This is a genomic window from Hymenobacter metallilatus, from assembly GCF_003944705.1.
Taxonomy (GTDB): Bacteria; Bacteroidota; Bacteroidia; order Cytophagales; family Hymenobacteraceae; genus Hymenobacter; species Hymenobacter metallilatus.
Map to the genome: position 1 here is coordinate 806,907 of NZ_RWIS01000001.1, position 15,806 is coordinate 822,712.

The 15,806-nt window shown below is 56.9% G+C and carries 16 protein-coding genes; 8 read left to right on the forward strand and 8 right to left on the reverse strand.

Annotated features, from left to right (window positions below; genetic code table 11):
- Positions 1-82: 82 nt before the first annotated feature.
- The 5 genes from EI290_RS03225 to EI290_RS03245 form a co-directional block, all read right to left on the reverse strand.
- Positions 83-691: a pentapeptide repeat-containing protein gene (locus EI290_RS03225; RefSeq protein WP_125426638.1), complete on the reverse strand. Its 609-nt coding sequence runs from the start codon at positions 689-691 to the stop codon at positions 83-85.
- Between the two features lie 332 nt (positions 692-1,023).
- Complete coding sequence (locus EI290_RS03230) at positions 1,024-1,407, reverse strand: RidA family protein (RefSeq protein ID WP_125426639.1); 384 nt, start codon at positions 1,405-1,407, stop codon at positions 1,024-1,026.
- 137 nt (positions 1,408-1,544) lie between these two features.
- On the reverse strand, positions 1,545-3,380 hold the full coding sequence (gene glmS, locus EI290_RS03235) for a glutamine--fructose-6-phosphate transaminase (isomerizing) (RefSeq protein ID WP_125426641.1): 1,836 nt from the start codon (positions 3,378-3,380) through the stop codon (positions 1,545-1,547).
- 115 nt (positions 3,381-3,495) lie between these two features.
- Positions 3,496-5,019, reverse strand: coding sequence for a DUF4270 family protein (locus EI290_RS03240; protein WP_125426643.1), 1,524 nt, complete (start codon positions 5,017-5,019; stop codon positions 3,496-3,498).
- The gene (locus EI290_RS03245) at positions 5,003-5,815 is read right to left on the reverse strand and encodes a glycogen/starch synthase (RefSeq protein ID WP_125426645.1); all 813 of its coding nucleotides are present in this window, start codon (positions 5,813-5,815) and stop codon (positions 5,003-5,005) included. The genes EI290_RS03240 and EI290_RS03245 overlap by 17 nt, the downstream gene beginning before the upstream one ends.
- Positions 5,816-5,935: 120 nt before the next feature.
- Between EI290_RS03245 and panC the strand changes: the two genes are divergently transcribed.
- The 7 genes from panC to EI290_RS03280 all read left to right on the forward strand — a co-directional run bounded on the left by panC (position 5,936) and on the right by EI290_RS03280 (position 12,285).
- Positions 5,936-6,793 (forward strand): pantoate--beta-alanine ligase, encoded by an 858-nt coding sequence (panC, locus tag EI290_RS03250; protein WP_125426647.1) that lies wholly within the window; start codon positions 5,936-5,938, stop codon positions 6,791-6,793.
- Between the two features lie 199 nt (positions 6,794-6,992).
- Complete coding sequence (panD, locus tag EI290_RS03255; protein WP_125426649.1) at positions 6,993-7,340, forward strand: aspartate 1-decarboxylase; 348 nt, start codon at positions 6,993-6,995, stop codon at positions 7,338-7,340.
- A 91-nt stretch (positions 7,341-7,431) separates the two neighbouring features.
- Complete coding sequence (locus tag EI290_RS03260) at positions 7,432-8,454, forward strand: lysylphosphatidylglycerol synthase transmembrane domain-containing protein (protein WP_125426651.1); 1,023 nt, start codon at positions 7,432-7,434, stop codon at positions 8,452-8,454.
- A gap of 49 nt (positions 8,455-8,503) precedes the next feature.
- A complete protein-coding gene (gene rfaE2, locus EI290_RS03265; RefSeq protein ID WP_125426653.1) occupies positions 8,504-8,986 on the forward strand; it encodes a D-glycero-beta-D-manno-heptose 1-phosphate adenylyltransferase in 483 nt (160 codons plus the stop codon).
- A 70-nt stretch (positions 8,987-9,056) separates the two neighbouring features.
- A complete protein-coding gene (locus tag EI290_RS03270) occupies positions 9,057-9,746 on the forward strand; it encodes a zinc metallopeptidase (protein WP_125426655.1) in 690 nt (229 codons plus the stop codon).
- Between the two features lie 318 nt (positions 9,747-10,064).
- The gene (locus tag EI290_RS03275; protein ID WP_125426657.1) at positions 10,065-11,204 is read left to right on the forward strand and encodes an acyl-CoA dehydrogenase; all 1,140 of its coding nucleotides are present in this window, start codon (positions 10,065-10,067) and stop codon (positions 11,202-11,204) included.
- A 157-nt stretch (positions 11,205-11,361) separates the two neighbouring features.
- The gene (locus EI290_RS03280) at positions 11,362-12,285 is read left to right on the forward strand and encodes a helix-turn-helix domain-containing protein (RefSeq protein ID WP_125426659.1); all 924 of its coding nucleotides are present in this window, start codon (positions 11,362-11,364) and stop codon (positions 12,283-12,285) included.
- Positions 12,286-12,508: 223 nt separating this feature from the next.
- Here the strand turns inward: EI290_RS03280 and EI290_RS03285 are convergent, their stop codons facing one another.
- Genes EI290_RS03285 through EI290_RS03295 form a run of 3 tightly spaced genes read right to left on the reverse strand, consistent with a single transcriptional unit; the run spans position 12,509 to position 14,426 of the window.
- Entirely contained in the window at positions 12,509-13,303 is a 795-nt protein-coding gene (locus EI290_RS03285) for a geranylgeranylglyceryl/heptaprenylglyceryl phosphate synthase (protein WP_125426765.1), read from the reverse strand.
- Complete coding sequence (locus EI290_RS03290; RefSeq protein WP_125426661.1) at positions 13,281-14,033, reverse strand: hypothetical protein; 753 nt, start codon at positions 14,031-14,033, stop codon at positions 13,281-13,283. The genes EI290_RS03285 and EI290_RS03290 overlap by 23 nt, the downstream gene beginning before the upstream one ends.
- 6 nt (positions 14,034-14,039) lie before the next feature.
- Positions 14,040-14,426 carry a phage holin family protein gene (locus tag EI290_RS03295; protein WP_125426663.1) on the reverse strand — a complete coding sequence of 129 codons (387 nt, stop codon included), beginning with the start codon at positions 14,424-14,426 and terminating at the stop codon, positions 14,040-14,042.
- A gap of 143 nt (positions 14,427-14,569) precedes the next feature.
- Between EI290_RS03295 and EI290_RS03300 the strand changes: the two genes are divergently transcribed.
- Positions 14,570-15,748 carry a J domain-containing protein gene (locus tag EI290_RS03300; protein ID WP_125426665.1) on the forward strand — a complete coding sequence of 393 codons (1,179 nt, stop codon included), beginning with the start codon at positions 14,570-14,572 and terminating at the stop codon, positions 15,746-15,748.
- Positions 15,749-15,806 lie beyond the last annotated feature (58 nt).

Below are 15,806 nucleotides of genomic sequence, written 5' to 3' on the forward strand. Positions count from 1 at the left end.
TAGGGGGCGGGTTGAGCAATTAACCGCCGGCCGCTGGCCAGAATGGGCAACTAGGTATGCCATTCCGCTTGGCCTCTTCGGTTCATTCTATCACCAAACCGTACTTGCTTAGGAGGCCCGGCAGGCTCTGCAGCGCAAAACGGGCCTGTTTCACGTCATTCAGCTCGGGGTCCAGCACCACATCCTGCGCCGATAGAAAATCGGCGCCCCGCAGCGTAGTCTGGCTGAACACGGCCCCGTGCAGTTGGCAATCCTGAAAAATGGCTCCAGTGAGGTCGGCGCGGGTAAAATCGGCTTCCCGCAAAGAACAGTGCAGAAAGCGTGTATTGGGCATTGCTTTGCCCCAGAAGGAGGCATAATCGAGTTGGCACCGCTCGAAATGCACATCAAAGAGCATGTCGCGGCAGGCCGTAAACGGCAACCCCAGCAGCTTGCAGCCAGTGAAGGCTACGTTTTGCAGGGCGGTATTAGCCAGCGTGGTTCCCGCCAGGTTGCAGTTCTCAAACAAACATTCGCTAAAGCGGCGGCCAGAGAGGTCAGCCTGGCTTAAATCGAAGCCAATGAAGTGAAATTGCTCAAACTCACGCTGACCGAGCAGCTCCGGCGGCAGTGCCCGCGTCAGCACGTTTTCGGGAGGGAAGTAGCTGGGCTTCGCCAGTGGTGTAGCCTGCTTGCGTGGTCGGCGCATCATGCACGATTTCTGGCGCTCCACCAGAGTAGCAGCCCAAGCAGCGTTGCGCCGCCCTTAATAACCCAGGCTACGGTTGGTCCCCAGGTATTCATCCAGTCCAGTAGCGGAAACCGAAAGTTAACGGGCAGCAGAAGGGGGGCAACGAGGGCAATCAACCCGGCGAAAAACAAAAAAATACCTACCTCACGCATACTGGTGCAGTTATTAGATAATGAAGTGATGAAATAGGGAGCTTGCTGTCCAGTAAAACCGGAGGCCCAGTCTGCGCAATCCGCACATGCGGTGCAAACCGAGCAACAAACTCCCTATTCCTGTACTTCACAAATTTGCCATTACTGCACGGCTACGCAGGATATTTCCACCAGCACATCCTTGGGCAACCGGCTCACCTCTACTGTTTCGCGGGCCGGAGCATAGTCGGCATCGAAATAGCTCCCATAGATTTCGTTGATAAGACCAAAGTTGCCCAGGTCTTTCACAAAAATGCTGCATTTCACTGTGTTACGGAGCGTGAGGCCGGCGGCCGCCAGCACTGCCTGCAGATTGCGCATTACTTGGTGCGTTTGCTGTGCCACGTCCCCTTCGCCCACAAGCTGTCCATTGGCATCTAAGGCAATTTGTCCGGAAACATACACGGTGTTACCGGCCTGAATAGCCTGGCTGTAGGGGCCAATGGGGGAAGGGGCCTGCGGCGAAAAAACGATGGAGTGAGCCATAAATGCAGCGAAAGAAAAGAGGTGAATTTCGGTTGCCCCAAAGTACAGGAAAAGTCGGGTTTCGGCCAGGCTGAAATGCACACCGCCGGCCCGGAAAGTTCCGGGCCGGCGGTGGCTGGGCGAGCGTACGGCCCGGATTACTCTACCGTTACAGATTTTGCCAGGTTACGCGGCTGGTCCACGTTACAGCCCCGCAGTACGGCAATGTGGTAGCTCAGCAGCTGCAGCGGCACCACCGATACCAGCGGCATCAGTGCTTCGCTGGTTGCCGGCACTTCAATGGTAAACTCGGCCATCTGCGGAATCACATCATCTCCCTCGGTTACTATGGCAATAATTCGTCCCTTGCGGGCTTTCACCTCCTGAATGTTGCTGACCACTTTCTCGTAGGAGCTGTCCTTGGTTGCAATAACCACCACCGGCATATTCTCGTCGATGAGAGCAATGGGGCCGTGCTTCATTTCGGCCGCCGGATATCCTTCGGCGTGGATGTAGCTGATTTCTTTGAGTTTAAGAGCGCCCTCCAGAGCTACGGGGAAATTATAGCCCCGACCCAGGTACAGGAAATTGGTAGCGTCCTTGAAAATCTCCGAAATCTGTTCAATTTCAGCATTCAACTCCAGCGCCTTTTCCACCTTGGCCGGGATGTTGTTGAGCTCCACCATCAATTCGCGCAGGCGGGTGTCGGTGAGGGTGCCGCGCTTGTGGCCCACAATCATGGCCAGCAGGGTAAGCACCGTTACCTGGGCCGTAAAGGCTTTGGTAGAAGCCACCCCAATTTCGGGGCCGGCGTGGGTGTAGGCGCCGGCATCGGTGGCGCGGGCAATGCTGCTGCCTACCACGTTGCAGATGCCAAAAATGGTAGCACCCCGGCTCTTGGCCAACTCAATGGCGGCTAGCGTATCGGCCGTTTCTCCGCTCTGCGAAATGGCAATTACAATGTCGCGCTCCGTAATAACAGGGTTGCGGTAGCGGAACTCCGAGGCATATTCCACTTCCACCGGAATCCGGGCCAGGTCCTCCAGCAGGTATTCGGCCACCAAGCCGGCGTGCCAGCTGGTTCCACAGGCCACAATCAGAATGCGGTCGGCATTCACGAATTTCCGCTCGTAGGCTCGCACGCCACCCATGTTCAGGTGGCCGGCTTCCAGTTCCAGACGGCCGCGCATGGAATCAAGAATGGACCGGGGCTGCTCGAAAATCTCCTTCAGCATGAAGTGTTCGTAGCCACCTTTTTCAATGCGGTCCAGCTCCAATTCCAGCGTCTGGATGTAGGGAGTCTGTACCACATCTTCGCGGGAACGAATTTCCAGCTTACCATCCTTGATAACGGCCAGCTCGTAGTCGTTTACATACACCACTTCATTGGTGTACTCGATGATAGGGGTGGCATCAGAAGCCAAGAAAAATTCTCCTTCGCCCACACCAATCACCAAAGGCGAGCCTTTACGGGCGGCAATCAGTTGGTTAGGGTTGTCCTTACTCAGCACCACAATGGCATAAGCACCCACTACTTCGTGCAATGCCAGGCGCACCGCTTCTTCCAGGGTACAATGGTTCTGCTTCTGGATTTCCTCAATCAGATTCACGAAAACTTCCGTGTCCGTGTCGGAGTGGAACACGTGGCCCTGCTGCTGCAGGTGCTGCTTCAGGGCAGCATAGTTTTCGATAATGCCGTTGTGAATGATGGCAATACGCTCCGACGTAGAGTAGTGCGGGTGGGCATTTACATCATTTGGCTCGCCGTGAGTGGCCCAGCGGGTATGGCCCATGCCAATATGGGCATGCGTATCCTGCTCACCGATAAAGGCTTCCAGATCAGCTACCTTTCCTTTTTTCTTGTAAACAGTAAGCTGGCCATTCAGCAGAGCAACCCCTGCTGAGTCGTAGCCCCGGTATTCCAACCGGCGCAAGCCTTTGATGATGATGGGGCAAGCCTCACGGTGCCCAATGTAAGCGACAATTCCGCACATAGTGGTTTAGTTGTGACAGAGCAGAAACTTTCGAGAGAAAGAAAAATCGGGCGGCAACGGCAAAAGCCGTGCCGCCCTTTCAAGGTAAGCTAACCTGGCAGGATCGAGTAGCAGCCTAGCGCAGCTTAGAGTAGTATACGCGCAGCTTGATGTTGCTGGCGTCAAACTGAGCCCGGTTCAGGTTCAGCGTGGAGTTTGAACGCAGAATTGGGGAAACAATCAGGCCAGTCGGCAACTCGCCATCCAGGCGATTCTGCAGGTAAGCCTGCAGGTACTCTGTAAGCGGAACCGAATAATACTGGGCCGGATCCTGACCTGCCGGAATGGTGGCCCGGGCGTAGCTGTCGGCACCTACCGAGGTAGGCGTAAGCCGTACACTGGTCGTCGCGTTTATTCCTTCGCCGGGCACCAACCGCTCGTACGTAGTGGCCCCCACCGTGCGCGTAAGTACAGTATTGGCACTATTCACCTCGTACAGGTAAAGCCCCTGCGGGTAGGGAAAGATGCCGTTGCTGTACTGCTTAACCGGAAACAAAAGCTCCGCGCGGTTGATAGCCAGATTGGTGTTGTTGCGCAGATCATCCAGCCCCTGAAACTCAATGCGGGTACCCAGGCCAACGCCTTCCTGGGCATAGGTAAAGCCGTTGGTGGCCGCGGCTGGCAGTGTGCTCTGTGGCGTGGTAAGGCCCGCCAGCGGGGTTCCGCTCAGGTCGGTGGAAAGTTGCGTGAAGTATTTACCATCGGCCACTTGGCCTATCAGCGTATTACCGGCCGGAATATTGGCCAGGAATAACGAGTACGAGCGGTATTTGCTCCGCCGGCCTGCCGCATCGGTGCCGCGGAAATAGAAGGTAACGGTGGTGTTGCCCGAGCGGGTAAAGCCCACAATATTACCGCTGTGGTTGGCCGAAGGCCGGAGGGCTATACCTTTCCATACTGCATCCAGCTTCCGCTGATTGAAGGCGGCATCAGACAGCGCCGTAAAAACACTGGTTGCCAGAGCCGAAGTACCTGGATATTTCTGCAGCCGAATCCGCACAAACTGATCAGCTACCTGAGTGGTAATAACCGTGGTAGTGGTGTCGGTAGCGGTGCCCGATGCCACCCGCCGCTTTACGGGGCGGGTGCGGTTCAGCGAGGCCTCGAAATTGGTGAGGAGCGTTGTGCCGGTAGCAACCGAGGAGGCCGAGTTGTACACCGTGCGCTCATCCAGGGGGGCCTGTAGCGTGAGCAGGTCCAACCGCAGCGGCTGCGTAGCCGACCCATACACCTGGTCGAAGGCCAGACTGAAAACGGTGGAGTCGAGGCTAACGTTGGTGAACTTGCCCGGCAGCGAATCGGCGGGCGACAACACGGGCTCCACCATGATATTCAGGTAGCCACTCGCCGTGGTAGTGCCCACAAACGTATCGCGCAGGCGGCCAACCAGTACATGGTTGGTTTTTACCGTCTCAACGGGTTGCTGCCGTACCGTAAAGGCCTTTACCGGCAGGTCCAGGTAGTTAGCCGTAATAGGAGAGGTGCCCGGTAATTCCAAGCCCAGGTCGTTGGCATTGTCGCAGCCAGTAGCCAGAGCAAAAAGGGAAACCGCAGCAAGAGAAACCGAAGCAAGTCGGCTGGCGCTAGTTGGCCAATTCATTATAAAGAGCGTAGTAGGAAGTCAGCAGGTTGTCGTCGGCGGCCACCTGCTCAATTTGTTTTTTGGTCGAATACTCCGTGAACAGGGTATTCAGGTTCTCGCTGAAATCCTCATCCGATTTCACCACGGCATCGGCATACTCCATGCCTACTTTGATGAACCCGCCGAAGTCGGCCGTTTTCAGCGAAGCCAGCATTTCATCCTCGATGTCCAGCATCTTGGCCTTCTCCACAATGTCGCCTTCAAATTTGAAGTCGAACTCGTTGTTATAGATGGTGAATACGGACTTGGCATCCTTGAAAATCGGATCCTTCTTGTAGGTCGTTTTCAAGTACATCGGAATCAGGCCGGTCATCCAGTCGTTGCAGTGCACGATGTCCGGGGCCCAACCCAGCTTCTTCACCGTTTCCAGCACTCCCTTGCAGAAAAAGATAGCCCGCTCATCGTTATCAGAGTGGAACTTGTCATTTTTGTCGACCAATACCGATTTGCGGTGGAAGTAATCTTCGTTGTCGATGAAGTAAACTTGCAGCTTCGCATTCGGGATGGAAGCCACTTTAATGATGAGCGGCTTCTCATCTTCGCCCACTGCAATATTAATTCCCGACAGGCGCACTACTTCATGCAGGCGGTTCTTACGCTCGTTGATAATACCGAACCGGGGTACGAAAATGCGGATTTCCATCCCCATTTCCTGCATTCCCTGCGGCAGGCGCCGCAAAAACTCCGCTACCTTGGTGGTCTGCAAAAACGGGTTGATTTCCGTGGCAGCGTAGAGTATTCTCAACTTAGACATATAGAGTCAGTTGGGGTGATTGGGAAAGGGCAACACTTTGGGATGCACAAAATTAAACATTTTTAAGGGAAATTTCAATCAGGGCCGGCCGGCTGCTTGCCGAAAGGCCTTTTTCACTCTATGGAGATACTGAATACCGCTGCGGCGTTGCACGCCTACACGGAAAATGCCCGCCGGGCCGGCCAACGCATCGGACTGGTGCCCACCATGGGGGCGTTGCACGAGGGCCACCTGCAGCTGGTGCGGGCGGCGGCCCAGGAGTGTGAGGTAGTTGTTACCAGCATTTTTGTCAACCCCACGCAGTTCAACAACCCCGACGACTTCCGCCTGTACCCGCGCCTGCCCGAGGAAGACGCGGCCCTGCTGGCTCCGGCGGGCTGCACGGCGCTGTTTCTGCCTTCAGTGGAGGAAATGTACCCGCAGCCCACGGTAGTGCGCTTCGATTTTGGGGCGCTGGAGCGGGTGATGGAAGGAGAGCACCGGCCGGGCCATTTCAATGGGGTGGCCACGGTAGTCAGCAAGCTGTTTCACCTGAGCCGGCCCCACCGGGCATACTTCGGGCAGAAGGACTTTCAGCAGGTAGCCATTGTGCGCCAACTAGTATTGGGGTTATCCTTTGATCTGGAGCTGGTGGCCTTCCCAACTATCCGGGAGCCCGACGGTCTGGCTATGTCCTCCCGGAATCGGCGGCTGTCGGCCGAGGCCCGTGCCCTGGCCCCCCAACTGTACCAGGGGCTGCTGTTGGCCAAGCGGCTAATAGAAGAAGGGCAGCTGACACCAGCAGAGGTGCAGCAAACGGCCGCCGAGTTCCTGCGGGCCGAACCTGCCATTACGCTGGAATATCTGGCTGTGGTAGACGCGCACACGCTGCAGCCTCTGACGGACTGGCAGCCTAACGCGCCGGTAGCCATTTGCCTGGCCGCCCAGCTGGGAGGCGTACGGCTGATTGATAATGTAGTGGTGGCAGTGAATGAATAGTTTGTCCGCCTGCGTACAGCACAGGACCTGCGAGCCGGTGAACAAATGCCGTGCTAATGGTCCGGGCAAGCGTGCGGGGGCCTGCGTGGCCGCTTACTGTGCGGAATCCTCAGGCTGACAGACTGCTTCATGCAGCTACTCCTGCACTCCTTCCCCGTTCGTATCTTTGCGGACCCAAAATCCATCTGCTTTTTCACTCATGCATATCGAGGTCCTCAAGTCAAAAATTCACCGCGTGAAGGTTACGCAGGCGGAACTGCATTACGTCGGCAGCATTACCATTGACGAGGACCTGCTGGATGCCGCCAACATGGTGGAGAATGAGAAGGTAACCATCGTGAATATCAACAACGGGGAGCGGTTTGAAACCTACACTATCAAAGGGGAGCGGGGCTCGGGGATGATTTGCCTGAATGGCCCGGCGGCCCGCCGCGTGGCCGTCGGCGACATTATCATCATCATTTCCTACGCCCTTATTGATTTTGCCGAGGCGAAGGCCCACAAGCCCACCGTTATTTTTCCAGATCAGCATAACCGGGTAGCCTAGCCTGGATATCGTAGACAGTAAAGGCTGGTTGTTCTTCCCCCAGAATAGCCAGCCTTTCTGCTGCCACAGAGCGGCTGCCCCCGCATACTTTATGAAGCACCTGCTGAACACGCTTAAATATGTGCTGCTGCTGGCAGTATCCGTCCTGCTGATGTGGTATGCGCTGCAAGGCCAGGACCTGAGCCGCATTGGGCAGTACGTGCGCGAAGCCAACTACTCGTGGCTGATGCTGACAATGGTGCTGTCGGCGCTGGGCTATTTGAGCCGGGCCTACCGTTGGAAAATGCAGATTGACCCCACCGGCCACAAACCGGCCTACTGGGATGTGTACCATGCCATGATGGTAGGCTATCTGGCCAATCTGGTGCTGCCCCGCATGGGCGAGGTTATCCGCTGCTCGGTGCTGCGGCGCACCAGTGGCGTGCCGGTGCAAGTGGCGCTGGGCACGGTAGTTACCGAGCGGGTAATTGATGTGCTGGTACTGTTGGGGCTGTTGGGGGGCACACTGCTGCTGGATTTCACCACGTTTTGGTCGTTTGTGACGGATAAGGTACTGGCCGGCCGCTACGATGCGCTGGCCCGCAACCGTACGCCCCTGCTGTTGGCCCTGGGTATTGCCGTGGTGCTGCTGCTGGGCCTGGCCTACGCGGTATTCCGGAATCTGGAGCGGCTGCGCCAGAATGCACTGTTCAATAAGGCCGTAACGTTTGTGAAAGGCGTGCTTGCCGGGGCATTCAGCATCCTGAAGCTGGAAAACAAAGGCACGTTTCTGCTGCACACCTTCTTCACCTGGGCAGTGTATTACCTCATGGATTACCTGGCGTTCTTCGCCTTTCCGGCTACTTACGACTTGGGTATGCGGGCGGCCCTGGCGGTGCTCACGTTTGGGGCCTTCGGCATGGCGGCCCCGGTAGCGGGGGGCATCGGGCCGTTTCACGTAATGGTGCAGGGCATTTTGCTGGCCTACGGTATCAGCAAGGAAGCCGGTATTGCCTACGCGCTGGTAGTGCACGGCTCTCAGACGCTGCTGGTCGTGCTCATGGGCGGCATCAGCTTTGTGGCCAGCATGGTAAAATCGGGCAAAACGGCCCCGTTGCCGGAGGTAGCCACCTAAGCCACAGTTACTCCGTAATTCATTTTTTCCGACCCTACTCCCACGAGGTATGCAGTGGACGCACGAGAAAATCCTGAGCCGCGAGGCCCTGCTGCCGGTAGTTGCAGGCTGGCAGGCGGCGGGCCAACAGGTAGTTTTTACCAACGGCTGCTTTGATCTGCTGCACCTGGGCCACGTCGACTACCTCGAAAAAGCCCGACACCTGGGCGACCGGCTGGTAGTGGGGCTCAACACCGACGCTTCCGTGAGCTGCCTCAAGCCGGGCCGGCCCTTGCAGGACGAAGTGTCACGTGCGCGGGTATTGGCCTCCCTTTTGTTTGTGGATGCCGTAGTGCTATTCGATGAGCAAACCCCACTGGCCCTGATTGAAGCCGTGCAGCCCGACATTCTGGTGAAGGGCGACGACTACCAGATTAGTGGAATTGTGGGGCACGAAGTGGTGTTACGCAAGGGCGGCCAGGTACTCACCGTACCGCTGGTAGCCGGCTACAGTACCACGCGCATCGTAGAGCGGATTTTGCGCGGCGCCTAGTTCCCAAAGCATTTGAACGGTGCTTAAGGAGCAGTAGCCGGGCGTTTACTTTCACCCGAACCTCTTTCCCATGTACCAATCAAATCCGGCCATCATTATCGTGCTTATCACGATGCTGGCCAGCTGGCTTGTGCAGATGCGTCTGCGTAGTAAGTTTGAGAAGTATGCCCAGGTAGGCCTGCGCAACGGCCTGAGCGGCCGGCAGATTGCCGAGTTGATGCTGGCCGACCACGGCATTACCGATGTGCGCATCATCAGCACCGAAGGCAAGCTCACGGACCACTACAACCCCGCCGACAAAACGGTGAACCTGAGCGAAGCCGTGTACAACGACCGGAGCGCGGCGGCGGCGGCCGTAGCGGCCCACGAGTGCGGACACGCCGTGCAGCACGCCACTGCCTACAGTGCGTTGCAGTTCCGCTCGGCCATGGTACCGGCCCTGAGCGCGGTATCGAAATTCATGCCCATTCTGTTATTTCTGGGGGTGATAATGCTCCGGACCACGCCTCTGCCCCTTACCATTGGTGTCGCCTTCTTCGCCCTGACTACGCTGTTCAGTTTTGTTACCCTGCCCGTGGAGTTTGATGCCTCCAAGCGGGCCCTGGCCTGGATGGATAAGCGCAACATTGTGACGCCCCAGGAGCACGTAATGGCCAAAGATGCGCTGTGGTGGGCCGCCATGACGTACGTAGTGGCCGCCCTTGGCTCACTGGCTACGCTGTTCTACTACGCCACCATGCTGCTGGGGCGGCGGCGCTAACGTAACTCCGCGCGCTGGCTCACGACCCTTCTGGCAACCGGAGCAGCAGTGTGCCGCGCGGTCTTGGCCCGGGTGTTGGAATTCTGCAAATGTCGGCCGCCGGTTCTTGCTTGGTTCCGGTGGCCGCCGCCCGTAACCAAGGCACAGCCCGGCGACCCGAAAACAAAAAAACGGCCTTGGGCCTTTTACAGCCAGCTTCCCAGAAAAAATCTGCCGCATCTGCTTAATCTGCAAAAGCTGTGGTTTAATTTTGACCCGCCAGCGAATTTACGCTCGGTAGTTGCAGACGAGTTTCCCACCCCACCTTCTTAGTATAGTATGGATTTTCAGCTCACCGAAGAACAACTGGCCGTACAGGCCGCCGCGCGCGACTTTGCGCAGAACGAACTGTGGGCCGGCGTAATTGAGCGTGACGAGCACCAGAAGTTTCCTGCTGAGCAGGTGAAGAAGATGGGCGAGCTGGGCTTTATGGGCATGATGGTTAGCCCCGAGTACGGCGGCGGCGGCATGGACACCGTGAGCTACGTGCTGGCCATGGAAGAAATCAGCAAAGTAGATGCTTCCTGCTCCGTTATCATGTCAGTGAACAACTCACTGGTGTGCTGGGGCCTGGAGAAATACGGCACCGAGGAGCAGAAGCAGAAATACCTGACCCGCTTGGCCTCCGGCGAAATCATTGGGGCGTTTGCCCTGTCAGAGCCCGAGGCTGGCTCGGACGCCACCAGCCAGAGCACCACCGCCGAAGATAAAGGCGACTATTACCTGCTCAACGGCACCAAAAACTGGATTACCAATGGCTCTTCCGCTTCGGTGTATCTGGTAATTGCCCAAACCGACCCAGAGAAAAAACACCGTGGCATCAATGCCCTTATTGTGGAGCGGGATACGCCCGGCTTTGTAATTGGCCCGAAAGAAAACAAGCTCGGCATCCGTGGCTCCGACACGCACTCCCTCATGTTCACGGACGTGAAGGTGCCCAAGGAAAACCGCATCGGCGAAGACGGCTTCGGCTTTAAGTTCGCTATGCAGGTGCTGGCCGGTGGCCGCATTGGCATTGCCGCCCAGGCGCTGGGTATTGCTTCCGGGGCCTATGAGCTGTCGTTAAAATATTCGAAAGAGCGCAAGGCTTTCGGGGTGCCTATTTCGCAGCACCAGGCCATTCAGTTCAAGCTGGCCGATATGGCTACCAACATCGACGCGGCGCGGCTGTTGTGCTTGCAGGCCGCCCACGACAAGGACGCCCACCAGGATTACGCTAAATCGGGCGCTATGGCTAAGCTGTTCGCCTCGAAAGTAGCCATGGACACAGCCGTGGAAGCGGTGCAGGTACACGGCGGCTACGGCTTTGTGAAGGAATTCCACGTGGAGCGCCTGATGCGGGATGCCAAAATCACGCAGATTTACGAGGGAACCTCTGAGATTCAGAAAATTGTAATCTCTCGGGAAATTCTCAAATAAAGGCTGAATTGCCTAAAAGTCAGACTTGTTGCACAAAACCCAGCCAAATATTGGCTGGGTTTTGTGTTTTTGTGAATTTTTATATGTTATTTTGCATTACATAAGTCCGGGGTGCTATTTCCCGGCACATCGAGCTAAGACAAACTGCCCGCCAAAGATGGAAGATTATAATAAAGTAATAGAGTCGCTGGGGGTTCGCTACATCAAAGCGAAAAACCTGGTACTGCAGCAGCCCTTCACCGTAAAGAACTCTTACGATGTGGGCAATAACCTGATTTTGCTCCACAAAGGCCGGATTTCCTTCGGGGATGAGGATCAGGCAGTTGAAGAGGGGGAAATGCTGTTCATTCCGGGTGGCCGGGCCACCAAGGTGACCTACGGCGAAACGTCGAGCAAGAGCATTACCAACGACGACCTGATAACCAACAAGGACAAGTTCTTCCACTCCAACTCCAACCTCGACCTGATTGGGGACGCGGAGGAGAGCCACTCCTTTGTGAGTTTTGAGGCCAAGGTGTTCGATTCAGTGAACTTCTTCGCCTCGTTGGATGTGCCGGCTTTCCTGATTACCGGCAACTCCAAGCTGGCCAATCTGGTCATCAAAGTGGTAGAGGAAAGCCTGCAGGAGTTGCCTGGCCGGGAACGGCTGATTACGATTTACACCGAGAACATTGTGGTGGAAATCGTACGCTACATCCTCAAGAACAAGATGTTCGTGGAGCAACTGGCTACCAACAGCACCTACTTCAAGGACCCGCGTCTCATCGACCTGTTCAACTACATCAAGGAGAACATCGGCGGCGACTTGTCGAACAAGGTGCTGTCGGGTGTGGCCAACGTGAGCGAGGATTATGTGGGCCAGTACTTCAAGATGCTCACCGGCATTAACCCCCAGGACTACATTGAGTACCAGCGCATGGAGCGCGCTGTGTTCCTGCTGCGTACCACCAAAAAGAGCATCCGCGACATTGGTAAAGAGGTAGGTTACAAGGATACTGCCTATTTCTGCCGCCGCTTCAAGATGATGTTTGGTATTCCGGCCGGCAAAATGCGCCGCCGCGAGTCGGCCATGAACATCTAATCACGGATTTTAACGGATTAAGCCGGATTTCGCGGATTTTGTAGACGATTCCCGGGCCGGTGGCATACGCTTTGGCTTGTGCCGTACGCCAGCTAGCCGTTTCACATCTATAGCAAAAAAGGCTTGCCAATTGGCAAGCCTTTTTTGTGTCTAGAATTTGCCCTGCTGTATTGATTCGGCGTACGCCACAAGCTAAAGCGTGTGCCACCGGCCCGGGAATCGTCTACAAAATCCGCGAAATCCGCTCAACATTCGTGTAATCAGTGGTCTGGTTGAATTGGTGGACGGTGCGGGCCATTTCGGTCAGAAAATCGGGGTCTTTTTCAATCTGGTTACCTACCACGAGCACATCGGCGCCGGCCTGTAAGGCAGCGTTGGCCTTTTCGACGGTGTTAATGCCGCCGCCAACTATAAGGGGCACCTCAATAGCCTGGCGCACGGCCCTGATCATGGCAGGGGAAATAGGGTACATGGCACCGCTACCGCCGTCCAGGTACATCAGGCGCAGGCCTAACTGCTCACCGGCCATGGCGGTACAGGCCGCAATACTGGGTTTGTCGTAGGGCAGGGGCGTGGTGCCGCTGATGTAGCTGGCCGTGGTCTGACGGCCGGTGTCAACCAGCATATAGCCGGTGGGCAGAATCTGGAGGTTACTGGCGCGCAATAGTGGTGCCGCAATAACATGCTGACCAATCAGGAAATCGGGGTTGCGGCCCGAAATCAAAGAAAGGAGCAGAATACCATCGGCCTGAGCATCAAGGTGCAGGCTGTGGCTGGGAAACAGCAGCACGGGCACGGCCGAACGGCTCTTGATAAAACGAATGAGGGCAGCCTGGTGCGTACTCGTCACCAGGCTGCCGCCCACAAAAAAGTAGTCTACTGTATGCTGTTCACTGAGCTGTATCAGGCGCTGGCAGCCGGCTTCATCCAGATTATCGGGGTCCAGCAGGACCGCCAGGGACTTCTGGCCGTGTGTCCGGCGTTGGCTCAGGGCATCATACAGGCTGGTGAGGCGCATCCGCGTCGTCGTGGTGATAGGTAAAATCAATATCCCGGGTTTCTGGCTCAACGTGCATTGAGCCAGAGGCTGCAAGGTCGGGATTTTTGAGCATTGGCAAGTAGTCGCCGGCCTTCTTGGCAATATAGGCCATTAGAACGGCCGAAGCCTGGGCGACCAGCATTTTGCCAGTATCGGACTGCAGAAAGGATTTGACGGCCGAAGCCAGAATGGAGGTAGCCTCCGGAGAACGGGGCGGCACCTGGGACGTTGCCGAGTATGCTGCTGCAGGGTAGCGCACTACCGGGCCACCCCCGACGGGCTGAAATGGGTCGGCGTCGGTATGATAGACATCGGGCGCAATATCGGCCCGCTCCGAAGCGGGTGCGGTTTGAGGACGGGGCCGGCTGGCCTGATGGTGGCCCGAGCCAAAGCCCAAATCATCGGCCACGGCCGTATCCACGGCAGTAGGTGTGGAGCGACGGGTACGGGCAGGGGCGGGCCTGAGGTGGCGGTTGTACTCCTCCTGGTGAGCAGACAGTTCTTTTTTACGCTTACGGCCGCTCAGGGCTTTGCTGAGCAGCCACACGCCTCCTAAAACACCGGCGCCAATGGCTACATACTTGCTTACTTCCTGGGTTTTGGCTTTAATTTCTTCTACGTCGCCCAGCAGGGCACGCTCGTACTCCTGCTTCTGGCGCTCCAGGAATTCTTTTTCGTTCTCAAACAGGGGGTTATGCAAGTCGGCCATACAGGATTAGGCTTGGCGTTTGTCGGATTTATAGATGGTGTTGTTGAGCAGCTTGTCGGCCAGGCCCTGGAAGAGTTTTTTATCGACTCCTACCACAAAGATGATGAGTAGCAGCAGGTAAAAACCCGCCACAATTCCGAACCCCCAGTAGGGGCTGTCCAGCACATCATTGAGCAATAAGGCTACAAACAGGTTCAGAAACACGAAGAACAGCAAACCAATAAGAGCCAGCGTGAGGCCGTGTACAGTCCCGACGAAAGCCGTCTTTGCTTTTTCCTGTGCTTCCAGGCGTACCAAGTCGATGCGGGTATCGAGGTAGCCCATCAGGTTGCCCATGAGGTTGTCGGTACGGGGCGTTTTGGAGGTGTCGTCTTCGGTGGAGAACAGGGCCATAAGGAGAAATTTTGCGGAAAATACTGTTACCAAGTAGCGCAGGCCACACGCAGGTGCTACCAGTTTCACGGTAGCACCCTCTTACGGAAAAGGGCGCGGCGTGTCTGAAAATTGGCGTACTTTTACTATATACCACTCTCTCGTTGAGCCAGAATCATTATACGGTACTAGGCGTTTCCGCTTCCGCTTCGGCGCACGACATCAAGGTGGCCTACAAGCGGCTGGCCGTGCAATATCACCCCGACAAGCACGGGGGCAACACGTTGTACGAGGAGCTGTTTAAGGCGGTAGCCGCTGCCTATCATGTGCTAGGCGACCCGGGCCGGCGGGCTCAATATGATTTTCAGCTACAAGTAGCGGCCCGGCGGGCCGAGGAAGCCCGGCGCCAGCAACAGTCCCGCACCCACAGCCAGCGCGTGTACGGAGTACCCATGCCGCCGCCGGCCCCCCTGCGTACCCGCCCTCCGGCCGGAGCTCATGAGCGGCATTACCGCCCCATCCCGCGCCAGAAAGTCAATTTCACCCGCCGCGACTATTGGATGGCTGCCCTGCTGCTGCTGGGGTTTCTGCTGTTTATTGTATCGGTGAAGATAACCATGGACCATGTATCGGGGGTGCGCAACTACCAGCGGGGCCTGCAGGCCTACGTGGCACACAACTGGGAAGGCGCGCATAGCTACTTTACTGATGCGCTGCATTTTAAGCCCGGTTATGCTCCGGCCTTGCGGCGGCGCGGCGAGATAGAGCAACTGATACAACAGGACTACAGCCAGGCAGAAGCTGACTTTCGGGCGGCCCTGCCCAACGTGCCGCCCCGGCAGCAGGGCCAGCTCTGGCTGCGCATCGGCCAGTGCCGGGCCGCCCTCCAACACCCCCGGGCTGCACAGGCAGCCTACACCCGCGCCCTGGCCCTGGATACTACGCTGGCCCGGGCCTGGCTGCTGCGGGGCGAGCATCAGTTATTTCAGCAACAGCAGTACCGGCAGGCGGCCCGGGCGTTCAGCCGGGGCCTGCGGCACGCGCCGAGGGTGGAGCGCCTACGGGGCAAGCTGCTTACCTTCAGAGGGCTGGCCTGGTTTAAGCTGAAGCAGTACGAAGCTGCTCAAAACGACTATTGGGAGGTGCTCGGTATTACGCCCCGTAGCGGACAAATCTACTTCTTGCTGGGGCGGGTGGCCCAGCAGCAGCAACAGCCCGAGCAGGCGTGCACTCTGTTTCGGAAAGCTATTCTGCAGGGTTATGAATTCGCCCGGACCGCTCAGGACACCACTTGTGCCTCGGGTCCCACTGCCCGGGCCACCAGCCGCGGTGAAGGCAAATAAAAAGCCCTTCCTGCGTCCAGGAAGGGCTTCGAAGTCACAAAACATGCCGGCTAATGAT